Annotated in this window: 21 protein-coding genes; 14 read left to right on the top strand and 7 right to left on the bottom strand. The window is 39.2% G+C overall.

Annotated elements, in window-relative coordinates:
• Nucleotides 1-121: 121 nt before the first annotated feature.
• From IEE83_RS11980 to IEE83_RS12000, 5 genes are all read left to right on the top strand, one after another.
• Nucleotides 122-3,319 carry a SusC/RagA family TonB-linked outer membrane protein gene (locus IEE83_RS11980; protein ID WP_194120810.1) on the top strand — a complete coding sequence of 1,066 codons (3,198 nt, stop codon included), beginning with the start codon at nucleotides 122-124 and terminating at the stop codon, nucleotides 3,317-3,319.
• A 26-nt stretch (nucleotides 3,320-3,345) separates the two neighbouring features.
• Nucleotides 3,346-4,914, top strand: coding sequence for a SusD/RagB family nutrient-binding outer membrane lipoprotein (locus tag IEE83_RS11985; protein ID WP_194120811.1), 1,569 nt, complete (start codon nucleotides 3,346-3,348; stop codon nucleotides 4,912-4,914).
• Between the two features lie 368 nt (nucleotides 4,915-5,282).
• Nucleotides 5,283-7,598, top strand: a complete 2,316-nt coding sequence (locus IEE83_RS11990; RefSeq protein ID WP_194120812.1) for a PSD1 and planctomycete cytochrome C domain-containing protein — start codon at nucleotides 5,283-5,285, stop codon at nucleotides 7,596-7,598.
• An 84-nt stretch (nucleotides 7,599-7,682) separates the two neighbouring features.
• The gene (locus IEE83_RS11995; protein ID WP_194120813.1) at nucleotides 7,683-9,134 is read left to right on the top strand and encodes a DUF1501 domain-containing protein; all 1,452 of its coding nucleotides are present in this window, start codon (nucleotides 7,683-7,685) and stop codon (nucleotides 9,132-9,134) included.
• Between the two features lie 130 nt (nucleotides 9,135-9,264).
• On the top strand, nucleotides 9,265-11,445 hold the full coding sequence (locus IEE83_RS12000; RefSeq protein ID WP_310588495.1) for a c-type cytochrome domain-containing protein: 2,181 nt from the start codon (nucleotides 9,265-9,267) through the stop codon (nucleotides 11,443-11,445).
• Nucleotides 11,446-11,556: 111 nt separating this feature from the next.
• On the opposite strand, the gene IEE83_RS12005 is transcribed toward IEE83_RS12000, so the two are convergent.
• The 5 genes from IEE83_RS12005 to IEE83_RS12025 all read right to left on the bottom strand — a co-directional run bounded on the left by IEE83_RS12005 (nucleotide 11,557) and on the right by IEE83_RS12025 (nucleotide 16,691).
• Nucleotides 11,557-12,558, bottom strand: coding sequence for a lipoprotein N-acyltransferase Lnb domain-containing protein (locus tag IEE83_RS12005; RefSeq protein WP_194123384.1), 1,002 nt, complete (start codon nucleotides 12,556-12,558; stop codon nucleotides 11,557-11,559).
• Entirely contained in the window at nucleotides 12,555-12,746 is a 192-nt protein-coding gene (locus IEE83_RS12010; protein WP_194120814.1) for a hypothetical protein, read from the bottom strand. The genes IEE83_RS12005 and IEE83_RS12010 overlap by 4 nt, the downstream gene beginning before the upstream one ends.
• Before the next feature lie 11 nt (nucleotides 12,747-12,757).
• A complete protein-coding gene (locus tag IEE83_RS12015) occupies nucleotides 12,758-13,231 on the bottom strand; it encodes a hypothetical protein (RefSeq protein ID WP_194120815.1) in 474 nt (157 codons plus the stop codon).
• A gap of 278 nt (nucleotides 13,232-13,509) precedes the next feature.
• Nucleotides 13,510-14,184 (bottom strand): phosphatase PAP2 family protein, encoded by a 675-nt coding sequence (locus IEE83_RS12020; protein ID WP_194120816.1) that lies wholly within the window; start codon nucleotides 14,182-14,184, stop codon nucleotides 13,510-13,512.
• Nucleotides 14,185-14,216: 32 nt separating this feature from the next.
• Nucleotides 14,217-16,691: a TonB-dependent receptor gene (locus IEE83_RS12025; protein ID WP_194120817.1), complete on the bottom strand. Its 2,475-nt coding sequence runs from the start codon at nucleotides 16,689-16,691 to the stop codon at nucleotides 14,217-14,219.
• 457 nt (nucleotides 16,692-17,148) lie between these two features.
• On the opposite strand from IEE83_RS12025, the gene IEE83_RS12030 reads away from it, so the two are divergent.
• A complete protein-coding gene (locus tag IEE83_RS12030) occupies nucleotides 17,149-17,979 on the top strand; it encodes a DUF6268 family outer membrane beta-barrel protein (RefSeq protein ID WP_194123385.1) in 831 nt (276 codons plus the stop codon).
• A 380-nt stretch (nucleotides 17,980-18,359) separates the two neighbouring features.
• Nucleotides 18,360-19,388, top strand: coding sequence for an alpha/beta fold hydrolase (locus tag IEE83_RS12035; RefSeq protein ID WP_194120818.1), 1,029 nt, complete (start codon nucleotides 18,360-18,362; stop codon nucleotides 19,386-19,388).
• Between the two features lie 70 nt (nucleotides 19,389-19,458).
• On the opposite strand, the gene IEE83_RS12040 is transcribed toward IEE83_RS12035, so the two are convergent.
• Nucleotides 19,459-19,797 (bottom strand): winged helix-turn-helix transcriptional regulator, encoded by a 339-nt coding sequence (locus IEE83_RS12040; RefSeq protein WP_194123386.1) that lies wholly within the window; start codon nucleotides 19,795-19,797, stop codon nucleotides 19,459-19,461.
• Between the two features lie 121 nt (nucleotides 19,798-19,918).
• Between IEE83_RS12040 and IEE83_RS12045 the strand changes: the two genes are divergently transcribed.
• Entirely contained in the window at nucleotides 19,919-20,326 is a 408-nt protein-coding gene (locus IEE83_RS12045) for a DoxX family protein (protein ID WP_194120819.1), read from the top strand.
• Between the two features lie 201 nt (nucleotides 20,327-20,527).
• Entirely contained in the window at nucleotides 20,528-21,349 is an 822-nt protein-coding gene (locus tag IEE83_RS12050; protein ID WP_194120820.1) for an alpha/beta fold hydrolase, read from the top strand.
• Nucleotides 21,350-21,445: 96 nt separating this feature from the next.
• Here the strand turns inward: IEE83_RS12050 and tpx are convergent, their stop codons facing one another.
• Nucleotides 21,446-22,036, bottom strand: a complete 591-nt coding sequence (gene tpx / locus IEE83_RS12055; RefSeq protein WP_194120821.1) for a thiol peroxidase — start codon at nucleotides 22,034-22,036, stop codon at nucleotides 21,446-21,448.
• 151 nt (nucleotides 22,037-22,187) lie between these two features.
• Between tpx and IEE83_RS12060 the strand changes: the two genes are divergently transcribed.
• The 5 genes from IEE83_RS12060 to IEE83_RS12080 all read left to right on the top strand — a co-directional run bounded on the left by IEE83_RS12060 (nucleotide 22,188) and on the right by IEE83_RS12080 (nucleotide 26,180).
• Nucleotides 22,188-22,544: a bleomycin resistance protein gene (locus IEE83_RS12060; RefSeq protein ID WP_194120822.1), complete on the top strand. Its 357-nt coding sequence runs from the start codon at nucleotides 22,188-22,190 to the stop codon at nucleotides 22,542-22,544.
• 156 nt (nucleotides 22,545-22,700) lie between these two features.
• A complete protein-coding gene (locus IEE83_RS12065; RefSeq protein WP_194120823.1) occupies nucleotides 22,701-22,985 on the top strand; it encodes a hypothetical protein in 285 nt (94 codons plus the stop codon).
• Between the two features lie 308 nt (nucleotides 22,986-23,293).
• Nucleotides 23,294-24,187: an NmrA family NAD(P)-binding protein gene (locus IEE83_RS12070; RefSeq protein ID WP_194120824.1), complete on the top strand. Its 894-nt coding sequence runs from the start codon at nucleotides 23,294-23,296 to the stop codon at nucleotides 24,185-24,187.
• An 18-nt stretch (nucleotides 24,188-24,205) separates the two neighbouring features.
• Nucleotides 24,206-25,120 (top strand): helix-turn-helix domain-containing protein, encoded by a 915-nt coding sequence (locus IEE83_RS12075; RefSeq protein ID WP_194120825.1) that lies wholly within the window; start codon nucleotides 24,206-24,208, stop codon nucleotides 25,118-25,120.
• A gap of 634 nt (nucleotides 25,121-25,754) precedes the next feature.
• Nucleotides 25,755-26,180: a hypothetical protein gene (locus IEE83_RS12080; RefSeq protein WP_194120826.1), complete on the top strand. Its 426-nt coding sequence runs from the start codon at nucleotides 25,755-25,757 to the stop codon at nucleotides 26,178-26,180.
• The last annotated feature ends 121 nt before the right edge of the window (nucleotides 26,181-26,301 follow it).

Consider the following 26,301-nt stretch of genomic DNA (forward strand, 5'->3'; position numbering starts at 1 on the left):
TATCAAAGGCCTAACGGATGATGTGCCGCGTATATATAATTATTGATTTTTCACTTTCAAAAAGCTTTCAAAACCGGAGTGAAAACGAAATATTCCAACCATAAAACCCCAGGTAAATTGCATGAAACAGAAAATTTTACCACGTCATGGTACATTCTTCTCATTTTTGGGCAAGAGATGTTCCCTATTCATTGCAGCTGCCGCTCTGACAATTCCCGGTCATGCAGCTGTATCTATCAGTACCGGAGTCAGGGAAATTGAATTGGTAAAAAACAGCAGCTTTGGTTCTGCCCAACTGGATTTTTTAACAGAAATTAAAGGAAAGGTTACGGATGAAAAAGGGGAGGCGCTGCCGGGCGTAAGCGTTTTGGTAAAAGGTTCGCAGCAGGGCACAATTACCGACGGAGGTGGAAATTTCGCAGTCAACATTGCTGAATCGGAAGCAGTTTTGGTGTTTTCTTTTGTGGGCTATAAAGTGCAGGAAGTAAAGGTTGGAAATCTTACCAACATTGCTGTAACACTGGAATCTGACAGTAAGGCTTTGGATGAAGTTGTTGTCACTGCACTGGGTATCAAAAAAGAAGCAAAGTCGCTGGGTTATTCTGTAACCAAGGTTAACGGTGAAGTATTTACAAAAACAAGGGAAACAAATTTCGGAAATGCGCTGGCTGGCCGCGTTGCTGGTGTAAATGTCAGTGGAGTTGCCACCGGTCCTGCCGGAGCGAGCCGGGTAACGATTCGGGGAAATACTTCCATTTCCGGAGATAATTCGCCTTTGTATATCATCAATGGTTTACCCATGGATAACACTCGTTTTGGCGGTGTAAACGCCGATAATCCCGATTATGGCGATAATATTTCTAGTATAAATCCTGATGATGTTGAAGAAATTACGGTATTAAAAGGAGCGACTGCTGCTGCACTTTACGGCTCACGCGCAAAAAATGGAGCCATTGTGATTACGACCAAATCCGGTAAAGGGAAAAAAGGAATTGGGGTTGAAGTCAATAGTAATAACACATTTGAGGTTCCCTATTATCTGTGGCAGCTGCAAAAGGAATATGGCCAGGGATACGGAGGCGTGAAACCGGCGAGTCAGCAGGATGCTGCCAATCACTCACAAAATCACTGGGGACAATTATACGATGGCTCTGAAACGGTTCAGTTTGATGGTGTTAAACGACCTTATTCTTATGTAAAAGATCAGGTGCTGAAAGATTTCTACGGAACCGGACATACACGTTCCAATAATATTTCATTTTCGGGAGGTGGCGAAAAAGGATCTTTCCGTGTTGGTGTTACCGACATGAGAAACCAGGGAATAATCCCTAATGCAACCATGAGAAGAGATAACATCCACCTTGGTTTAAGCCAGAATATCTCCAAAAATCTTGTGGTTACAGGAAACGTTGATTACATCAATGAAAGAGTTGACAACCGTTACGTATTTGGTGGCAGTAACAGCAATAGCGCGGCTACAATTTTGTACGTCAACAGCAACATGCCAACCAGTGCCTTGTCGCCGGGTTATGATCCCGTTACTTTCAAAGAAAAAGTGCTCGGTACGGACTTAAATGCAACGAATCCATATTACGTAATTAATCAAATAAAGAATAATTCTACCAAAGACAGGTTTATTTCCACTGTTAACCTGCGCTGGAATTTGTTTGACTGGCTTTTTATTCAGGGAAAGGCCGGACAGGATTTTTATACTTTTAATACGAGCAAAACAGTTCCGGAAGGCACAGGTTACCGGCCAAACGGTCAGATTGATTTATCCGGAATGAATTTCTGGGAAAGGAATTTTGAAGGTTTGATCGGTTTTAATAAGGACCTTAACAAAGATTTTGCACTTTCAATAAATCTCGGTGGTAATCTGATGTCACAACACAGATATACCACTTTACTTTCAGGTTCAGGTATTGTAATTCCACGACTTGAAGTGATCAATAATACTTCGACCCGCACGGTTTCCACCGCTATTTATGACAAAAAGATAAATTCTGTTTTTGCCACCGCTGAGCTTAGTTATAAAAACTATTTATTCTTTAACGTAACGGGGCGAAATGACTGGTTCTCAACTTTAAACCCAAAATCAAATAACTTCTTTTATCCATCGGCCGGAATCAGTTACGTTTTCTCGCAGGCCTGGAATATGCCTGAGGCTATCAGTTTTGGAAAATTCAGGGTTGCTTATGCTTCTGTTGGCGGTGATACCAACCCTTATCTTTTAAATCTTACGTATGGTTTGCTGCCTTATAATTACGATGGAAAATCGCTTGGAACTATTAATCAGACAACCGTTCCAAACAGCAGTCTGCGTCCGCTGAGTGTAAATGAATTTGAGGTAGGTTTGGATCTGCGTTTGTTTAAAAATAAACTGGGATTTGATATCGCAGCTTATAACAAAATGACTACCAATGATATAGCTGTTGAAAGTATTTCGAGCACAAGCGGCTATTCCGGCGTTTCGGTTAACGTAGGATCCATTCGCAACCGTGGAGTTGAATTGTTGATCACAGCAAAACCATTTTCAAGCAAAAACTTCAACTGGGACATTTCCCTGAATACGGCTTATAACAAAAGTAAAGTGATCAAAATATCTGATCGTTCTACTGAGCTGATACTTGCTACTTCAACCAAGGCTTTTATCAAACATATTGAAGGAAAAGAATATTCCCAGATTGTTGGCCGGACTATACTAAAAAATCCACAGGGTCAGGATGTTATTGATGCAACCGGTTTGCCGATTGTTCCGGCTGGTGTGGTTTCTTTCGGTTCTGGTATACATAAATTTACAAGCGGGATTACTAATAATTTCAGTTATAAAGCTTTCACTTTGTCAGTTCTTGTTGACGGGAAATTTGGTGGGAAAATATATTCTGAAACAGGTTATAATCTGGATCACCGCGGAATGTCCATTCATTCTTTGATCGGCAGAAAAGACGGCGCCGTGCTTCCGGGTGTTACTGAAAGCGGTGAAGTTAATAAAGTGCTGGTGACTGCCGACAGAGTTAACAACCGGGCAATTATCGTAAGAAGGCGCGATGCATTGGATGATTATATTTATGATGCAAGTTTTATCAAACTCCGCAACGTATCGCTGACCTACAATTTGCCAAAATATTTATTTCAAAAGGCAGGATTTATCCAGGGAGCGAGTGTGTCGCTGGTAGGCAGAAATCTTCAAATCCTGATGAAACATACACCAGGCATAGATCCTGAAACGAATATTTCCGCGGGTAATGATCAGGGCATTGAAACCACAGCCTTGCCACCAACAAGAAGTTATGGCTTCAATGTAAACCTGAAATTCTAACCGTCAACAGATTTAATCAAATGTATATGAAAAAAATAAACGCGGTGATATTGGGATGCAGTCTGCTTTTGATGACTGCCTGCGATAATGGCTTCGAGCAGCTCAACAAGGATCCAAACGCTGTTACGTCGGACAGATTCAACCCTTCATTTCTTTTTACAACCACGCAGCTGGGAACGGCAAAAGGGGATGATAATACCGATCTTTATTATGCCCAGGCATTCATGCAGCAATTTGCTTCGCTAAGCAATGTGGGAATTTTTGATTTTCACGGCGACAAGTATGTTTATTACAAACCTAATAATGAATTACTTTGGAAGTCAACTTTCAACGCCATTGCAGGACCGTCCAAATTAATTGAAGATGTTATTCAGCTTTCAAAAGACAAGCCTGCGTACGCAAATCTTTATAACATGGCGAGAATTTGGAAAACGGTAATTTATCACCGTCTCACCGATATGTATGGTGATATTCCTTACTCCGAAGCCAGTCTTGGATATTACCAGCAGATTTACAAGCCCAAATATGACAAGCAGCAGGATATTTACAATAATATGCTGACGGAACTGGAAGACGCAACAGGCAAACTGGATGCAAGCCAGGCACTTTTTGCCTCGGCAGATATCGCATACAGCGGGGATATTGCCAAATGGAAGAAATTCGGTTATTCGATGATGCTCCGATTGGGTATGCGTTTGTCAAAGGTTGATCCGGCTTCTGCCCAGGCATGGGTGAAAAAGGCTTATGCTGGCGGGGTTTTTAGTTCGGTTGATGATAATTTATTTATCAAAGGAACAGACAAAGTTGGAACGCTGGAAGCTTTGACTAATGGTATGAGCTACACGCTGAGCGTTACCACCAGAAGTCCGGGAAAAATTGCCAAAACGTTTTTCGATTTTCTGAAAAGCCATAACGATCCGCGTCTTAAATACACCGTTGCCGTTTACACCGATCCGACCAATGTGGCTACCAAAAATACGGATCCAGCTATCCAAAAAGGTCTCCCAAACGGGCTCGACAGAATCACATTGGTAAAAGATCCAAGTTACGATCCTAATGCACCGGGACAGGAACATCAATATTCGGGAGTTAACCGGGATGTTTATGCCAAACTGGATGGTCCTAGAATGTTCCTGACTTATGGAGAAGTGCAGTTTTTGTTGTCAGAAGCAGTAGTTCGGGGTTGGATTACAGGAGATGCAGCGCAATTTTATAAAAACGGAGTTACAGGAGCTATGAAAAACCTGGCAAAATATGATGCTTCTGCCACTATTTCTGATGCTGAAATTACGACATATTTAACAACAAATCCATTCGTCGGTACAGGCGATCAGGAAAAAGCGCTGGAACAGATCAACACCCAATACTGGGCAGCAACTTTCATGAATGGCTATGAATCTTTTGCAAACTTTCGTCGTTCAGGATATCCTAAATTAACACCTGTGAATTATCCTGACAACGAAACTGGAGGAACTATTCCGCGCCGTTTGAGATACCCGGACGACGAACCTGTACTTAACGCAGACAGCTACAATGAGGCAGTGGCTCGTCAGGGAGCTGATAGTTATAAAACAAGAGTCTGGTGGGATAAATAGATGTTGATTTATTGATTAAGAAAAAGGTAAAATGCCAGCACTATTTCAAGCCGGCGTTTTACCTTTTTTAGGTTAATATTTCATTAAAATACAAAACAGCAAATAATGCCGATATTTAATTTTTCGTTTCTGATTGATAATTTATATACGTTAATAACCAGTAACTTATACTCAATTCTGTCTTCATATATAACAGAATATTTAGTCCGGTATTTAAAACTGTATTCAAAAGTAATATGCTGAAAATACCAGTACGGACAGAGCAGGATAGTTGGTTTAGGAAAAATCTGTTAATTGCTATGACCCGGTAAATTTTCATTTTTTAGATAATTAATTATATTTAATTGCAATTTCTTGTAATTTCTGGTATGCTTAGAATTCCCATATTCCTGACCCTTATCATCAGCCTTGTTTTGTCGCTCCAATGCTGTAATAAGGATTCCTCAAATGAGGCAAAAGAAGAAAAAATGACTGAGCAAATCAGCTATAATTTTGATATAAGACCAATCCTTTCTGACAAATGTCTGGCTTGCCATGGCCCCGATGCCAATAAAAGAGCCGCAGGTTTAAGAATGGATGTAGAAGAAAGTGCTTTTCAGGCATTGAAGGAAAATCCGACAGCGCATGCTTTGGTTGCCGGAAAACCGGAATTTTCACAGGCTTATCTGCGGATTACTTCAAAGGACACTGCCTTACTGATGCCACCGCAATCTTCAAATCTGAAACTTTCTAACCATGAAATCAGTCTGATTGAAAAGTGGATCAAACAAGGCGCGAAATATGAGAAACATTGGGCGTTTGTTGCGCCTGTAAAACCTGCACTTCCGAAAGTTGCCATGAAGGAATGGCCGAAAAATGAAATCGACTATTTCATTTTACAAAAACAGGAGCAAAAAGGACTTGCACCAAACCAGGAAGCGGATAAGGAAAGATTGTTAAAAAGACTTAGTCTGGATATTACAGGTTTGCCGCCAACGTTGCAAATGATGGATAGTTTCCTGGCCGATAACAGCGCCGGAGCCTATGAAAATATGGTTGACAAACTGATTCAAAATCCTGCTTACGGTGAAAAAATGGCACTTCACTGGCTGGATCTTGCTCGTTACGCAGATTCACATGGCTATCAGGATGACGGATATCGTACACAGTGGCCGTGGCGCGACTGGGTGATTCATGCCTTTAACGAAAATATGCATTATGATGATTTTGTGACCTGGCAGCTGGCAGGAGATTTGATGCCGAAATCAACAAAAGAGCAACTTTTGGCAACCGGGTTTAATCGAAATCATAAAATCACAGAAGAGGGTGGGGTAATTCCGGAAGAATACCGGATCATGTATGTTACTGATCGTAATGATTTGTTTGGTAAGGGTTTACTGGGTGTGACGCTGGAATGCGCACATTGCCACGATCATAAGTATGATCCTTTTTCTCAGAAGGAATATTACCAGATGTTTGCTTTTTTTAATAATGTGAAGGAAGTCGGGATTGAATCTGTTATTGGAGGACCTGAGACCTATGCAAAAAATCCTTTGATGGAAATCAGTAATGAGGACGCAAAAAGTATTCTGAAATTTGTAAATAAACAGGATACCAGCCGGTTAATTGTGTCAGTGATGGGTGATCTTGATACGACCAGAAAAACTTATATTCTGAAACGCGGAGTTTATGATGCTCCGGGAGAAGAAGTCCAACCTGGTACGCCAAAATCCATTTTACCATTCAATGATAAATATCCCAAAAATCGTCTGGGATTGTCTCAGTGGCTTTTTGATAAAAAAAATCCACTCACTGCCAGAGTTTATGTGAATATTTTATGGCAGGAATTTTTTGGAAGAGGTATTGTAAAAACCTCCGGCGACTTTGGTATGCAGGGAGAACTTCCATCTCATCCTGCCTTGCTTGACTGGCTTGCTGCGGATTTTATGGAACATGACTGGGACATAAAAAGGCTTGTGAAACAAATGGTAACTTCTGCAACATACCGGCAGTCTGCTGTGATTACGAAGGAGAAACTGGCGACTGATCCTGATAATATTTATTTATCTCGTGGTTCACGGTACCGTATTCATGCTGAATTTATAAAGGATCTTGTTTTGTCGAGCAGTGGGTTGTTAAACAAAACCATCGGTGGTCCAAGTGTGAAACCTTACCAGCCTGCGGGATTATGGGAAGGTGCTACTTCGGGCAGAGGTTTGTTATCAGTTTACAATCAGGATCATGGCGCAAGTCTTTATCGCAGAGGCATGTATACGCTGATAAAACGGACGGTGCCGCCACCAACGATGGGAATATTTGATGCCAGTAACCGTGATTTATGTGAAGTAAAAAGACTGAAAACAAATACACCTTTGCAAGCCCTTGTAATGATGAATGACCCTGCCGTTCTGGAAGCTTCCCGTGTTTTGGCAGCAAGACTTTTACAGGAAAAAACAGCATCTCCGGATAAGATTATCAAGGCATTCCGTCTCATCGTTTGTCGCAAACCAAGTGAAAAGGAGATCGAAGTTTTATCAGCATATTATAGTAAGGAGCTGAAAATCATGAAACCGGATATAGCTGCCAAAATGATATCTGTTGGCGAATATCCGATCATTAAAAATGTAGATAAATTATCACTGGCAGCTTTAATGCGGGTGGTTTCGGCCATTTATAATTTAGAAGAAACAATTACAAAAACCTGATTTATGAATGGTTAAGGGTCAATGGTTAACTGTTAATGGGAGAGGACTATTCATTGCTCATTGAGCGCAATAAGATTTTTAATTATGGAAAAGGAAATCCTGGAACATGGTCTGAATTTTAACAGAAGACGTTTTTTGTCTTCAATGAGTTTGGGTATAGGTGGCGTGGCTCTGGGTTCGCTTCTTATGCCAAATCTGTTTGACGGAACCGGAACGGAAGAAGGACTGGCGCCTGGAATTCCACATTTTGCCCCAAAAGCAAAGCGGGTTATCTATTTATTTCAAAATGGTGCGCCGTCACAGCAGGAGTTATTTGATTATAAACCGAAGCTGAGAGATTTGTTTGGCCAGGAAATTCCGCCTTCCGTCAGAGGAACGCAACGATTAACTGGCATGACCGCAAATCAGGCGTCTTTTCCCTTGGTTGGATCCTTTGTTGATTTTAAGCAATACGGCGAATCACGTGCTTGGATAAGCGATCTGATGCCATATACTTCTAAAATTGTCGATGATATTTGCATCATTAAATCGATGTATACCGAAGCGATTAACCATGATCCTGCGCTGACATTTTTGCAAACGGGATCGCAGCAGGGAAACCGGCCAAGTATGGGTTCGTGGCTTAGTTATGGTTTGGGAAATGAAAATAAAAACCTTCCAAGTTTTACGGTTTTATTATCCAGAGGGGTAGGGAATGGTCAGGGAGTATATTCCAAATTGTGGTCAAACGGATTCCTGGATTCTGTCCATCAGGGAGTTCAGTTTAGCAAGGGTGAGGATCCCGTGCTTTACTTGCGCGATCCGGAAGGCATGAACCGTAAGGATCGCAGAGATATGCTCGACAATATTTCGCAGCTCAATGAGCTGTCGTATCAGGAATTTGGTGATCCGGAAATTACTGCCAAAGTAAAACAATACGAAATGGCTTACCGGATGCAGACCGCTGTGCCGGAAGTAATGGATTTGTCAAAAGAGTCGGATGATATCATAAAATTATATGGGCCGGATTGTCTTGTGCCCGGAACTTTTGCTGCTAACTGTCTTTTAGCTAGAAAGTTATCTGAAAATGGTGTTCGTTTTGTTCAACTGTATCACCAGGGTTGGGATCAGCATGGAAATCTTCCTTTTGAAATTGCCAAGCAGGCAAAAGACGTGGATCAGGCTTCCGCTGCTTTGGTAACAGATTTAAAACAAAGAGGTTTGCTGGATGAAACGTTGGTGATCTGGGGAGGAGAATTTGGCCGGACAAGTTACACGCAGGGAAAACTGACAACCGATAATTACGGCCGTGATCACCATCCGCGCTGTTTCACAATTTGGATGGCCGGCGGTGGTATCAAACCTGGTATTGTATATGGAGAAACGGATGAGCTGGGATACAATATTGCCAGTAATCCTGTCCACGTTCACGATTTCCAGGCGACAGTTTTACATCAGCTTGGGCTAAATCATGAAAAACTTGTTTTCAAACATCTTGGCCGAAGATACCGGCTTACTGATGTTTCCGGAAAAGTTGTGAATGATATTATCAGCTAAAAGTAATATCTGTATAGTATGTGAAATACAGCGATCTGAAATAAAACTATAAAAGACCAGCATTGCAGCGGATAATTTCCTGGAAATATCCGCTTCCTAAACCCTGAAAATTAATAAACTAACCGGTTTTGTGATACATATAAGATTAAAAAGGTTTGCCGAGCAGATACTATTTGCGTCCAATATTTTTATAGCTTTTTTGCTTCTTTTTGAAAACAAACTGGTTATTCCGCCATGGTTGCAAACGATCGGTCGGATGCATCCGCTTATTTTGCATTTCCCGATTGTCATTTTATTATTGGCTATGATTATGGAGTTTTTCAGATTTAGAACTGAAAACTCGGCTAATACTTTTTACCGGAATTATTCACAAAACCTACTTCTTGTCGGCTCTTTATTTGCGGCTGTGACCGTAACAATGGGCCTTTTTCTTTCAAGAGAAGAGGGTTATTCCGGCGAGACATTGATATGGCATAAATGGACGGGTTCGGCATTATTTTTTGTCGCTTCGATAATCTATTTCGTTCGAAATAAACGCTGGTATAAAGCGCCTATCGCAAAAAGCGCGGCTTTAATAACCGTTGTAGCACTTGTGCTGACGGGACATTATGGCGCAGCGATAACACATGGGGAAAACTTTATTTTTGAACCTGTTTCCAGCCAGAAAGAAATGGCAGTTGTACCATTAGAAAAAGCAGAGGTTTTTAATGATGTGATAAAACCAATTCTTGAACAGAAATGTGTAAGCTGCCATAATCCGGAAAAAATGAAAGGGGAACTGGTTTTAACGGATCCCAAATCAATACTGAAAGGAGGGAAAACGGGTAAATTATTTGTGCCAGGAAATCCTCAGATAAGTCTGCTTTTGCAGCGTGTACATTTATCTATCAATGATAAAAAACATATGCCGCCGATTGGAAAGACACAACTTACGACCGAGGAAATAGCGTTGCTGAGTATATGGGTGAAAGAAAACGCTACTTTCAACAAAAAAGTTATGGCACTACCTGCCACAGATTCTTTGAGAGTATTCGCTGTTGCCCGGTTAAAACCTGCTTCAAAAGAGGAAGAAGTTTACGATTTCTCTGCGGCTGATGAAGAGACAGTGAAAAAACTTAATAACGATTACAGGACAGTTAGCGAAGTCGCGCGGGAATCGCCGGCTTTGTCTGTGAATATTTACAACCGGAGTGCTTTTAACGCCAGTCAGCTTGATGAACTGGAAGAAGTTAAAAAGCAAATTGTATCGCTCAACCTGAACAAAATGCCCGTTAAGGATTCAGATCTGAAAAGTGTAAGCAAATTTGAAAATCTCAGAAAACTTGATCTTAACTTTACTGACATTACCGCCAAAGGTCTGAAAGAACTTACTACTTTAAAATACCTCGAAAGCCTGACTTTATCAGGAACAAAAATGGATTTTAAAGATTTACAGGCAGTAATTCCTACTTTTAAAAACCTGAAAACAATTTCAGTCTGGGACACAGGGATTGCATCATCAGACCTTGAAAAATTACAGAAAGCAAATGCTAAAATAACGTTCATCGGTGGTTTTAAAGATGATGGTTCAAAACCATTGAAACTAAATCTTCCGCAAGTGAAAAACAGTTCAACCATATTTGCCCAGACTATTCCCTTGCAGCTAAAACATCCGATAAAAGGTGTGGAGTTGAGATTTACAACAGACGGAACTGAGCCGGATAGCATTAAATCTCCCGTTTTTGATGGTAAAACAGTACTTACCAAGAATACAACAATCAAAACAAAAGCTTATAAATCGGGATGGCTATCCAGTGATGTAGCTACTTTCGATTTTTTCAGAAGTGCGTATAAACCTGATAGTGTTAATATCTTATTTCCTCTGGACCGCGTTCATCAGGCAGAAGGTGACAAGACATTTTTTAATACTAAGTTGGGTGTAATAGGTGCAAACAATCCTGCATGGGCAAACAACTGGGCTGCTGTTAAGGAAAACGACATGGCGCTGGTTTGTGAATTCAAAAAACCGGTTCCGATATCTTCCGTCGGTGTTCATTATATGGTTGAAGAAGACACCGGTATTTTCCCGCCGCAACTTGTTGAGGTTTGGGGCGGCTCAAATCCAAAACAACTGAAATTGTTAACCATATTTTCAGCACAACTACCGTCGAAAGGTGACAAGCCATCTCTGAAATCCGTTGAATCGAATTTTAAAACCGAAACTGTGACGTATCTGAAAATAGTAGCCAAACCACTAAATAAAATGCCGAAATGGCATCGTGATAAGGATAAAAAAGCGTTGCTGCTGATTGATGAAATGTTTTTGAATTGAGCAAATCGATATTAAATACATATTTAAAAAAGAGAAGAGAAATAGTTTGAGAGGTGTAGGAAAAACTCCGCGCACCTCTGTTTTACTCTGTGGCGCTCCGTGTAACCCAAATCACTTAAAGTAATAATTAGAATAACTCCTCAAAGCTAATGCTAAACAAAGAGGCAGATAAGCAACGTTGAGATGTTGTGGTAAAAGTGCCCAAACAAGAACTGTCAACATTAACAATAAGCTATAATAGAAATAATATCGCGAAATAGGATTATTATGCTTTCGCGAAAAAATAGTAAACGACAAAAAGAAACTCAACGGACTTGCCCAGATCAAATTCAAATTGAACTGAGAATAATGTGTTGTAAAAAACCATAAATACAAAAGCAGTAAACCAATGACACCACAGCTGAAAAACAAAATAAAGTCAAAAAAACGGGCGAAAAATGGTTGGCTGGCGAAAGGAAAACTTAGGACAATTGACAAAATCAGTATAAGGCTAAAACATACCATTGGACTGAAAGAAATTAGCTGAGATTCATTATCTGATTTTTCACTATACCGAAATAAGAAGGTTTTTTCTACCACCAGCGGTGAAAATTTCTCCTTGGATATTATTACTGCCTTGTCATAATTCCACATCAGAAAGTCAGGCAAAAACTTAAATTGTTCGGGTGTGATTTTTCTATCCATCTCAATGCCAAGACAAGTTTCAATTCCTAATTCTCCCCATTTACTTTGTTTTAAATATTGATGCGTAAGTTGTCGGATCGATGCGCCTGATTGGCCATGTTCTTTCACAACTTTTTCGGAATAAAACTTCATGCTATCTCCGAAAACCTTTTTTAGTGCATTATCTATCCGGTTTGAGCAGTTATCATAAAAGTAATCGTAACGATAAACACTGTTTTGCGGTAGTGCATTATTTTCTAAAAACCGATATAGATCATTTCTTTGCTTTAAAGTCAGGTTAAGCGTTTGCTGGATTACGTTACGTTTCTCACGTACTGCCCAGATATAATATTCTTGCTGAAAAGGCACAATAGAAAGCCAGTAATCATTTTCTCCGTTAGCAAATTTGATGTAAAAATTATTATCAAAAGTGAATGTCCCATAGTTTATACGTTGTCAATTCTTAAAACAGTATCAGTAATACGCATCGCGCTATGGCCAAAGGCGGAATAAACGTCTTTCCCGGGACCAATGGTTAAAATACCAATTTTCGAACTTTCAGATAACTGGGCAGTTGCAGTTTTGGAAGTAAGAAAAAGGAAAATGTAGAAAAGCGAACCTATAATTTTTAAATTCATTGAATCAACTATTACTTATGTATTTCCAAAATTCCACTCGTTGCAGTTACCTTCCCATTCAGTTTATAACTGTTAAGGTCATTGTAAAAATCATTACACAAAAATCCAGTGTTGCACCTTTCTTTTCTTATTACAAAGTCTGAAATGGTAAAAGTTTTTCCAGACGCGGGAATTTCAATTTTATAGTCAAAATCGATATGTAATTTATCCTGATCATCTATTAGAATGATTTGAAAACTCGATCCAGCCTCAGCGGGCATGCTAAATGCCTGGACACTGTCCAGTACGGTTTTGAAACTGGAATTTCTGTCAAATCTTTTGATTACAATCGTATCGACTTCTTGTGGAGTGAAGCCATAGAAATAAATCTGGTTCATATCGTCTGCACCAAAGCAACCTCTATTTGTGCAGCAGGAATTAAAGCTACAAAGAATTAAAACAAAGAGTAATGGAGCAATCAATTTTTTGAAATTGAGTAATTTCATGACGTAGCTTGAAAGGAGAGTTTACTGACGCACTAAATTATCTCTATTTAAAAAAATAAAATAACAGTTACAAAATCAGGAGTTTAATTTGAACAAAAGTCTTAGATCAAGTCTTACTTTTGAAAGTAACTTATAATTATTTATTTGGCTAAATCTATCTTGACTTTTAAGCTCTTGCGCCTTATATTCTACACACAACTAATTGATTTTTAGCAGTAAGCTCGCAATTGGAGCAATATAATTGGTTTTGAATTTGTGTTAGGAAATAAAAGTTTTATTTAGAACGCTATCTGCCGATTTTTCTTTCCCCATTTATACTGATGCGTCCAGTAAGCTACTTTCATCGACAAAAAACCAATACCGGCTCCAACGAGCACGTCGCTTATATAATGCCGGTTATTCGCAACACGCATAAGGCCAACGGAAGATGCGACTGTGTAAGAGGCATATGGCATCCATTTGTAACGGTCTTTATATTCTTCACTTAAAAATGTTGCTGCGGCAAAAGCCTGTGTAGTGTGGCCCGACGGGAATGAGTTATACGCACTGCCATCCGGGCGAAGTTCATGGGTTACTCTTTTTAAAAGTGTGGCCGTTCCGATGGCCAGGAGTTCTCCTTTCAACAAAATAACCGACCGGTTCATGAAATCTGTTTTCGATTTTATTCCGATGGCATCAAGTCCGTAGGCAATTGCAAAAGGGGAAAATTGCAGATAATTATCGAGCTTCGTCTTAAATCCGGCCATGTGTCGGTTACGATCTTCGGCCAGTTCATTTTTTATAGATTCCTGCGAATGTCCATTGGCTATAAGTCCGGCCATTACAAGTAACGCCGGCGCGTAAAGTTGTTGTGTTGAAAAGCGGGTTTCGTGTCTGGTTGTGTCGGTAGTTTGAGAGAATACCGGAAGCTGTAAAAGGAAAGAAAATGAAAGGCAGATGACGAGAGTTTTCATGATCTGAAAGAAAGAGAGTTAAATCTGAAAGATTAATTTTCTGTACTTGGAGCACTATGCAAAAAATCATTTCCTTGATCTTTCGCCTTTTTAAATTCAAGCTTTCCGAATTTGTAAGTCAGGCTGATACCGAAAGACCGATAGGGAACAAGAACAGTGTTTGTGGCGACATAATTGCCAGTTTTAACTGTTGTAACCTGACTGATATATTTGGTAAACGGATTTGTAGCAGTAAAACCAATACTTGCATTTTTATGGTAAAACTGCTTTCTGAAAGCGAAATTATAGGTAAGCTGCTGCGGTCTTTTTCCCTGGATTGTATTGATTGAAGAAGAATAATTTCCAAAACCTTCCAGACTTAAATCCTTCGGAAGCAGATAGGTTGCATTCAGATTAAAGCGCCAGTTGGTCCCGTTGGTTACATTTCCACCAAGCAGATTGTTTACAACCCGCTTCTGTGTTACAACAAAATTTCCTCTCAAATTCAAGCGATCAGTGACCGGCACAGAGCCCGACAAACTTACTCCGGAATTATATTCCACACCAATGTTTTGGCGATTGGTAACCGAAACGTTCAGATATGTTGAGTCGCCGATCATATAGGTTGGGTAAAAAGTAGTATACGGTTTTATGTCACTGGTATTGATCCGTTCAATTAAAGCGACGTAAATACTTCCTCCGTTTTTGAAAGGTTTATTATAGCCAAGCTCAAAATTATTGCCGATTTCAGGCTTCAAAAGCGGATTTCCGGCTGTGATATTATAAGGATCGCTCAGATTCATAAACGGGTTAATTTCTCTGTATTCCGCCCTTTCAATCCGGCGTGTAAAAGCCAGTTTAACGGACTGATCATCCTTGAAATTATGTGAGAAGATAAGGGATGGGACCAGATTATTATAAGATGGAATCGAGGTATTGGGATAATCAATTTTTACATCGGTATGCTCAAAACGTGCGCCTGCTTTAATATTCAGCCAGTTAAACATGGAAAAAGCCGTGGATAAATATCCTGCATAAATCTTCATATTGTAGCTCAGCTGATACGACTGTGTCGGATCATGGACAAACCGGTTTTGGGCAGGTGTGAAAACGCTGATATCCGCAATGCTTTTGATATCCTGCAAAACTGTTTTTACGCCTGTTTCAATCATAACACCTTTTTTTATCGGGTGGGCATAATCAATTGAGATATTGGTTTGTTTATCATTTCCAGGCGTATTTCCCATGGTTCCGGAATTGGCAAACGATTCGCCATTATAGCTTTGAACCTGACTGTAATTATTCCTCGGTTTTCCAAAACTTGAACTATAAAGCACATTCAGCTCCTGTCCATCTTTTTTCAGCTTTTTAATATAATTCAGACTCCAATCAAAAGCACCGATACTATTTTTACTGGAGGAATTTCGAAGAATTTCCTGAGCTAACAGAGGAGTACCTTCTAGGCTATACGTTGTCTGGTTTATGTTTGTAAGTCCACTGCCGCTGCTGCTAAAACTGTTGTAGCCAAAGGAGCCTATCAGATTATCCTTTTTGCTGATACTCCAATCAAAACCAATGCCGGAGCGATAACCGCTTCTTTTAAAATCCTGATATCCATTTTGCAAAAGACGCGTTGTAGTAGTATCAGCGCTGTTTGTAGAAAGACGGTCCTGGGTGCTTGGTGTCCTGGAACTGAGCTGTTTATTTCCGCTGAAAAAGGCATTTATGCCAAAGTTGTTCTTTCGGAAATTCAAATTTGCAGAACCATTTTGAAGTCTGGTTCCTCCTGTCAGACTAATATTCCCGTTAACGCCCTGAAGCTTGTTGTCTTTCAAAATTATATTGATAATACCTCCCGTTCCCTGCGCATCATATTTAGCACCCGGACTTGTGATTGCTTCGATACTTTTTATCTGACTGGCTGGAATTGAGGCTAGCGCATCAGTAAGGCTGTTTCCAAAAACACTGGATGGTTTTCCATTAATTAAAAAACGGACATTCGGATTTCCTTGCAGCTCTACATTTCCATCGATATCCACCGAAACCTGCGGTACTTTTTTCAGTACATCAAGCGCTACTCCCGCCTGAGAAGTAATATCATTTGCAGCGTTGTAAACAATTTTATCAATCTGGTTTTCAACAATTGTTTTGTTACCGGTTACAGTAACTTCTGCAAGCACATTCACGGTGGGCGATAAAATAATTGTATTCAGTGAAACGGTTTTTGAAGAACCTGAGATAGTAACATCTTTTATAGATTTTTTTTGATAGCCGATAAAATCAACACTTACCGTAAAAGTACCGGCAGGAAGTCCGGAAACTTCAAAGTACCCGGCAGTATCAGTTACGGCTCCGTTCACAATAGAATTTGTTTGCTGATTTGTAATTCCGACTGAGGCATATTCTACCGGTTGGTTTGTGGAAGCGTCTTTTATTTTACCCGTAATTTTAAAGTTTTGCTTACTTTGGGGATGAGCACTTGATATAATAAAAATGAAAAAGAGTATGCTCAAAAATATTGGCCTCATAGCTGATTTGAAAAGTTTATGCAGCAAACCTAGAGACCAATTCTGAATTTTTTTGGAGAAAACTTGCGGAAAGGAAATATGTCGGGAAATTAATGATATTTTAATTTGGGCAGATGTCTTTTTATTCAAAAAATGAATCTGAATCTTAAATAGATATCTTCTATGTGCCAACTTTCTAAATGATAGTTCTTTACAATCCGGAACTTATTTATTTGCAGTCGGTGTTAGCAAATCATATCAGAAATTGACAAACCGAAGTTGCCGCAAAATCAGTTTGAATTGACAAGATATAGATTTAAGTCTGAGTATTTCAGAGCGTTATTTTTACAATATTTCTTTTTGTACTATTTTCATTAATAAATCTATGCTGTCAGGCAACCGGAAAGCTCTGCTTGTTTTTCTGTGTACTATCGGTGCAAATGCGTTTTCTCAGACCCTAAAACCAGGCTTAACTGGTATGGCTCCATCCAAATGGCTGACGATGAGATATACTCACTCGCCGGGTAAGGTCTATGATTTTCCAAATGTTGGAGCAAAAAAGTTTACACATGAAGAATATTATTTCAGAGCCTGGCTTCCCGTTGTTCATAGTAAAAAAGTGACCATTCTTATGGGGCCAAATTATCGGACGGAGCAATTTGAATTGAAAACTCCGGGTGATAATCCGATACAAAAAATGGCAGGCTGGAACCTTCGCTCTTACGCGATGGACATCAATTCACTCATAAAACTTGACAGTACTTCCTGGCTTATTACAACAACAAATATCAATAAAAGTGGTAATCTGGCGGATTTAAGTTTGAAACAAATTCCGATTAATTATACAGTTTCAGCAACTTTTCTTCGAAAAAAATCTGCTAACAAGGAGATAGGTTTTGGAGCAATGTTGAATAAAAGCTATAAACTGACTGTGCTGCCCGTTTTTGTATTTAACTACAACTATTCGGAGAAGTCGGGAATTGAAATGATGCTTCCAAAAAGAATAGCCTGGAGAAGGAATTTGTCGCCCAACGACATTATATATTTAAAAGCAGAAACGGTCAGCCGAACCTATTATGTCAATGGCCCAAACAGTGATTTGCCAAGTGTTTACCGCCGCGTGGATGTTGATATGGGTATAAGTTATAATAAGAAACTGGGAAATTTCGGAGGCGTTGATATTATGGCAGGTTATAGAAAAAATTTAAGTACCAGAATGGTTGAAGGAGGAATTCCTATTAAAACATCAGGTCTCGCAATAACGGCTGATTTTTACATTCAGCCACCAAAATTTCATAAAAAGAAATAAAAACTGATTTGCCGATTTTATACGAGATTCAAAAACGAGACATGCTAAGTCTTGTTTTTGAATCTTTTTTTGTCTTCTGAAACGTTTAATACATCACGTTCTAATTTCTGGCGAATTCTGATAAAGGAATCACGCCAAGCAATAAGAAAAAACGCAAAGATAAACTTGGCGAAATTTGCGCTTAATTTTTTTGCTTAGCGTAAAAAAATACAAGACCGAAAAAATTCGGATTTCTAAATGCCCAATTCAGGATAAAATATGTCCGGATCAAGGTTTTTGACATTGAGCCTCATCAGAAGCGATTATACTTTTGAGAACACAAAGGGAAGTCATTTTCAGACTTTCTTTTTTTTAGCAAAAGAGATAAACGTTCTTAGATTATGTCAGAAATAATAAAATACGATCGTCGCAGGTTTTTTGGCGCTGCGGCTGCTGCCATTGCCGCAGGAGAAATCATTACAACCACATATGCAAAAGCACAAAACGGCATAAACGAACAAAAAGTAAATTCATCTTTTGAAACTATAAAACAGATCGAAGCCGGCGTTCTAAATATTGGTTATGCGGAAGCTGGTCCGGCTGACGGACCGGTAGTAATTTTACTACATGGATGGCCTTATAATATTCACAGTTTTGTTGAGGTCGCTCCATTGCTTGCATCTAAAGGTTACCGCGTTATAGTGCCGCACTTGCGGGGACACGGAACTACTCGTTTTTTATCCGATAAAACATTCAGAAATGGTCAGCAATCTGCCGTGGCGCTGGATATTATTGCTTTAATGGATGCCCTGCATATTAAAAACGCAATCCTTGCTGGTTATGACTGGGGAGCGCGGACAGCTTGTATTATTGCTGCACTTTGGCCGGATCGTTGCAAGGCTCTTGTTTCGGTTAACGGATATCTGATCAACAACCTTGAACGTAACAAACTTCCGTTATCGCCAAAGGCCGAATGGGGATGGTGGTACCAGTTTTATTTTTCAACGGAACGGGGAAAAGCAGGATATGAAGCAAACCGTCAGGATTTTGCAAAACTGATCTGGAAAAATGTGTCGCCAAGGTGGAATTTTGATGATGCCACGTTTAACCGTTCAGCGGCATCATTTGATAATCCGGATTACATCAGTATTGTAATCCACAATTATCGATGGCGTTTGAGTATTGAAAAGGGTGAAAAGCAATATGAAGATTTGGAAAAACAACTGGCAGAGGGTCCGGTAATAAAAGTGCCAACAATCACGCTGGATGGTGATTCAGACGGCGTTGCACCGGCAACCGACGGAACGGCTTATGCTAATAAATTTTCTGGCAAACGGATACACAAAATTATAAAAGGTGTCGGCCACAATTTGCCCCAGGAAGCCCCGAACGCATTTGCAGACGCCATTATTGAAGTGGATCGTTTTTAATATTTCCTATTTCAAGGTCTTTAAATTTCTGATTTGAAGACCTTGAAATGTGTATTGAACTTGGGATAAATCAGCTCTCAATGATTTTCCTGCGATGGGCCAATCCCCAAAAATGCAGTTCCTCCATTACCTTTTCAAGTGACTTTCCATGTTCTGTAATGGTGTATTCAACTGTTGGTGGAAAGGTATCATAGACATCCCTTCTCAGCAATTTATTGGCTTCCAGATTTTTCAATTCCTTGGACAACGTTTTGTCCGTTATTCCGGGAACTTCCCTGGAAATTTGCTTGAATCGGCGTGGCCCCGTCGATAAGGCAAATAAAATCAAGAGTTTCCATCTGCCCTCCAGCGCTTCCAAAGCATCACGTATAGAAAGGGCAGTTTTAGGACATCCACCTGTGGTCAGCATCATTTTCAGGTTTTAAGTTGCACGATACTATCCTTTTGGATATCGCTATCCAGAGTGGAAGCGCTATCAAACGGATAGCAAATATAAGTAGGTTTGTCACTAAACAAAACTTATACATAAGATGACCGAACAGCTAAAATCTTCAAAAACAACAAACATTATCCTCTGGATAGCGCAAATATTACTTTCAGCCTTTTTCATCATGGGGGCTGTGATGAAATTTATGCCCATTGAAAAAATATCCGTCATGATGCCGTGGACGGGGCAAGTTCCAGCGATCGCTGTAAGACTTCTCGGCATGATTGATTTATCAGGAGCAGCAGGTTTGATACTTCCGGGATTACTTCAAATTAAACCAAAATTGACAGGTTGGGCAGCTGTCGGTATTATATTGATGATGATTTGTGCGATTATTTTTCATGTGTCGAGAGGAGAAGGAGAGGTGATCGGGGTAAATATTTTTGCAATGGTTTTGGCGGGATTTGTGGTTTGGGGAAGGGGCGCATCGCCACTAGTTAATACCAAATAACGTAAAAACTATTTCAACCCGGATGAAATCTGATTCTGTTAAATTTCATCTTTCATTTTCCTGATTCATTACTTCATTTTTCAGGATTACTGGCAATTAAGCAGGATTGAAATAGATTTAATACAGATAATTTTTTCTCCATTGCACAAAAACCTATCTTGAAACAGTTTAGTATCAACCACAATTTTAAACCCAAAAAACATGGCTAAGATCACTGTAAAAGATGGTACCGAGATTTATTACAAAGATTGGGGAACGGGGCAGCCGATCGTTTTTCATCACGGCTGGCCTTTATCGGGCGACGACTGGGATGGACAAATGATGTTTTTTCTGAACCTTGGTTACAGGGTTATCGCTCATGACCGCAGAGGACATGGAAGATCTTCTCAAACTTCTGAGGGGCACAATATGGACACTTATGCTTCTGATGTTGCTGAACTTACCAAAGCGCTTGATCTGAAAGACGCGATCCATGTTGGTCATTCAACGGGTGGGGGTGAAGCGATTCACTATGCTGCAAAATTTGGAGAGGGCCGGGTGGCAAAAGTTGTACTGGTGAGTGCTGTTACGCCTTTAATGGTGCAAACCGCGGATAACCCGGATGGGATTCCCATGTCTGTTTTTGATGAAATCCGTGAAGGAACGGCTACAAAAAGAGCACAGTATTTCCAGGATTTTACAATTCCATTTTATGGATACAACCGTGAAGGAGCGACAATATCTCAGGGTATTCGCGATAACTGGTGGAGACAAGCGATGATGGGAGGAATAAAGGCACATTATGATGGAATCAAAGCCTTTTCTGAAACTGACTTTACGGATGATCTTAAAAGTGTTGATTTTCCTGTGTTGGTTTTACATGGAGAAGATGACCAGATTGTTCCATTCCCAATTTCCGGTGCAAAAGCGGTAAAACTTTTGAAAAACGGAAAGCTAATTTCTTACCCAGGTTTTCCTCACGGAATGCCTGCCACGGAAGCTGCTACAATTAACAAAGACCTTTTGGATTTTTTTAAATCCTGATCCGAAACAGAATTTAAAAAAACAAGTATATCAAAAAAAGCAATGCGCTGCCGGCCTGGCAGCGCATTGCTTTTTATAAATAAAATAAGAGTCCTTTTATTTGATTGCAGCGATAGCAGCAGTATAATCAGGCTCCTGTCCAATTTCCGGAACTTGTTGTTCGTATACGATTTTTCCTTCCGGATTAATCACAATCACAGCACGGCTTAGTAAACCTTTCATCGGTCCGTCTGCAATTTGAACTCCATAAGCAGTTCCGAAATCGGTTCTGAAATCAGAAAGCATTACAACATTGTTGATTCCTTCTGCACCACAAAATGCTTTTTGCGCGAAAGGCAAATCCTTCGAAATACAAAGTACAGTGGTATTTTTAAGGCTGGCAGCGTCTTCATTAAATTTTCTTACAGATTTTGAACAAACGCCGGTATTCACACTTGGGAAGATATTCATGATAATATATTTCCCTTTGTATTCTGATAAAGATTTGTCTTTAAGATCGACACCTGTCAGATTCAGATTTTTAACTTCTGTCCCGACAGCGGGAAGTTTACCAACAGTATGGATTGTATTTCCGCCCATTGTAATGGCGGTACCGGTTTGGGCAAAAGAACTGGCCGTTATGAAAATTCCAAGAAGTGCAAGGAAAAGAATTTTAACGGTAGATGAAGATTTTTTTACGCTGGTCATGTAGATTGATTGTTATGAATGAATCTCCGAATGTACAAATAAAACAGATGTACAACTTATAATTTCCAGCTTTCCTAATAAGTTGATTTAGCAAGAAAAATTTGACATTTTTGTATCGCTACACATTCACCATTCTAAATCGTATTTCACTATGCTCACCGATATAAATCCAAAATTACCCATGCGTGATAAGGCGATCACGAAAGACTTTTATTTGAATAAATTAGGTTTCGAACAATTTGGCAGCGATGAACACGAGGATTATTTAATGGTACAAAAAGACAGTATCCAGATTCACTTTTTCGAGTTTAAAGAAATTGACCCAAAAGAAAATTACGGGATGGCTTATATCCGGACTAATGATATTGAAAAATGGTATCAACTGGCTCTTGACCAAAAAATTAGCATACCAACAGCGGGGCATCTGCAAATAAAACCGTGGAGGCAGAAGGAATTTGCGATACTTGATCCTGATAATAATTTGTTGACTTTTGGGGAAAGTTTGTGATGGGGGATTTTATTATAATCTATTTTGCCTGTCATATCATTTTATACTTGGGGAGTCAGCAGTAATGTAAATTATGAGAAAGACTAAAAATTGATTTGGAACTTAAATCGTCTAAAAAAGCATAATTAAAATTTACGGCTCTTGATTCCCAAAAATATGAAAATTGTACCCATTGTTTGGATTGTAATATCTGTTTTTCTAATAATAATATCTGGACTTGGTATATTAGATTGTAGCGTTTCCCTAAAATATGAAATTGAGCCTTTCGATATGTCTCCTAATCTAAATGAATTTGTTGCGGATGAAAGAGATTTATTGAATAGAATAATAATGATATTGTGGTATGCAGTTATTTTTCTGACAATAAACATTGCGATTATGGTACGTTGGATTTTTATGAATAAGAATCAATACAAGACTGGTAATGAGTCAAACTTGTAATTTTCCTAATTCACTTGATTAATACATTTATAAATGGTAAATTTTTAATATTAAGAAGTTTTTAAAACTACGCATATCGGCACTTGATCTTTGCTGTTTCACAAGTCCGAAGGACTGACATTATTATAGAACATTCAAAGCCTCACGGCCATATTAAAACCACGAAGTGGTGAAATAAATCTTATTAGATAATCCTGACTGACATTAATTTCAACCTCCTTCAATTCCGGCTACAACAAAAGTAGATTCAGCTACATCCGCCAGTTTGCTGTTGCCGAACTTTGTTTTATCAAACAAACAGAGAAAAAATGAAAATTGTAGTAACAGGATCGACAGGACACATCAGCAAACCACTGACGGAAGAATTAGTACAAAAAGGACATGCTGTAACGGTCATCAGCAGTAAGTCTGAAAAACAAAAAGAAATTGAAAACCTTGGTGCAATCGCTGCCATTGGTTCATTGGAAGACGTAGATTTTCTGACTAAAACTTTTTCAGGTGCCGATGCTGTATACAGTATGGTGCCGCCAGCGAATTATTTTGATCATAACCTTGATTTAATTGCTTACTATCACAATCTTGGTAATAACTATGCGCAAGCAATTAGTCAATCCGGCGTAAAGAAAGTTGTGAATCTCAGTACATTTGGCGCAGATCTGGAAAAGGATAATGGGCTATTGCTCGGTGCGCATGATGTGGAAGAAATTCTGAACAAATTGCCTGAGGACGTAGCGATTACGCACGTTCGACCAACTTCTTTCTTCTACAATTTGTACGCTTATACAGACATGATAAAACAAGCAGGTTTCATAGGCGCCAATTATGGTGCCGACGATGTCATTCCCTGGGTTGCGCCATTCGATATTGCCGTGGTTGTGGGTGAAGAATTGCTGACTCCTTTTAATGGAAGAAAAGCGCGTTACATCGCAAGTGAGGAGTTAACGGGAAATGAAACCGCCGCCATTTTAGGATCAGCCATCGGAAAACCTGACCTGAAATGGATAATCATTCCTGAGGAGCAGGTACAAAGTGCTCTTGAAGGAATCGGAATGAATCCGGAAATTGCGTCGGGTATGGTTGAAATGTTCGGAAGTTTGCATAACGGGGTACTAGCTGCCGATTATAACCGCAACAAGCCGGCCGTTATGGGAAAAGTAAAACTGGTGGATTTCGCAAAGGAATTCGCTCTTGCCTTTAAATAAATGTAAGTACATTGCACTATGGCAAACCTGGAACCTTACAAGATTAAAACAATTGCTGACTGGCATCAGTTGAGGTATTTACCAAAACCTGAACATCCATTGATCAGTGTAATTAAATTTGAGCATGTGAAAGAGCTGCGCCAGGTGGAGCCGAAAAGCATCATAACCAATTTTTATACAATTGCGCTGAAACGAAGTTTTAATGCGAAGATGAGATACGGTCAGCAGGAATATGATTTTGATGAGGGAGTAATGTTTTTTATTTCACCGGGCCAGGTTTTTTCAATTGAAATAGATAGGCAGATAGAACATTCGGGATGGTCTTTGCTGGTCCATCCCGACTTCCTCTGGAATACTTCCCTGGCTCAGAAAATAAAAAAATACGAGTATTTCAGCTACGCCGTTCACGAAGCCCTGCATCTTTCGGAAAAAGAAGAGGCCATGATCGCGGCTATTATGAAGAATATCGAGCAAGAATATCATTCCAATATTGATAATTTTAGTCAGGATGTTATTATTGCGCAATTGGAATTACTGTTAACATATGCCGACCGGTTTTATAACCGACAGTTCATAACCAGAAAGATTACTAACCATAAAATCCTGGAAAAACTGGAAGAAATTCTGACAGCTTATTTCAACAGCGATTCTTTGGAAAAAAATGGATTACCTTCTGTTCAGTATGTAGCGGAAGCTTTAAATGCCTCACCAAATTATTTAAGCGGACTGCTTAAATCACTGACCGGGCAAAGCACCCAGCATCATATTCATGATAAACTGATTGAAAAAGCAAAGGAAAAATTGTCTACCACAGACATGTCCGTTAGTGAAATTGCCTTTGCACTCGGGTTTGAGCATTCTCAATCTTTCAGTAAATTATTCAGAAATAAAACCAATTTGTCCCCATTGGAATTCAGGCAATCTTTCAACTGATTATTGCTGATTTAGTATGAAAAAACCTGATCGAACTGATAAGGGCTAATAACTAGTTATTTTAATCAATAAGCCTTCGAAATCTTAGATTTTGAAGGCTTATTTTGTTTTGGAATCCGCTATAGTTTAAGTATAATCTGCACTTTCAGAAAGACGATTCTGAAACGAAATTTAAACTCAAAAAGCAGTACATTAGTAAGCGTAAGTTTACACCGTTAGATCTGTGGTGTACCATTTAGTAACATTTATTAATCGAAATTTTCCATTCGGACGACTGATTTTCTTAATCAAAAATGGAAATAAACAGGATTTGTCTTTAACTTGTCATAGGCTGAATTAAGCCAGCGATGTTCCTGCCTCAGAAGAATATGATTTTTTGTAGAAGTAAAAAAGTAACTTTTTGTAAACTCATGTTCACAAGACATTAATAGTGGCTTTAAATTTTAAATATTATTAATACTTGCTTTGTCATACTTAATCTTGCTTCATTAATACGATCGCTAATATATGTGAATATTTTAATTTCATTTTAATTTAGCTTTAATACCATGCTAATCAATGTTGACGCTATTTGTAACCAGAACTCAACCACGATTGAACAACCACCTCACATAAGATTAAAGTTTTGCGGCCGATGATAAAGAAACTTAGATTCATATTACCACTGATTATTGTCTTGTTGAGTGGATATATTCAACATGGCAGTCGTGGATATAACGAATCTTTTTTTCTTTCTGCAATAAAAGATTTTGAAGGATCGGTATTTTCAAGCTGCGTTAGTCTACCCGTCAACCAAGGTTTCTCTGTTCAGTCCTTACCAACAGATTCTGAAAACGGAAATATTAAGAATCATGCCACGGCTATTGAAGAGAAAGATGAGGAATTGGTTGCCTTCAGAAAACATCTGGAATTCGGCAACGAATTCTTCACTGATTTGTCTACAAATGTAGCGGCACGTTTTCGCCACTTTATCACACACCGGATATTTTTCTCTAAGAGTTTTTGTTATTTTCCATCATATAAAGCACTGTATCTTTTGTTAAAAGTATTCAGGATTTGATAAGAATTTGATGGGAATTACGAATTGCCGGTTCTGCCATTTGTTAAGTGAAATTTACATTAACAGTCAGCAGAAAAGGTATCCGGAAGTGTTCAGAAGAACATACATTAAAAAAGAATTA

The sequence above is a fragment of the Dyadobacter subterraneus genome, from assembly GCF_015221875.1.
Lineage (GTDB): Bacteria > Bacteroidota > Bacteroidia > Cytophagales > Spirosomataceae > Dyadobacter > Dyadobacter subterraneus.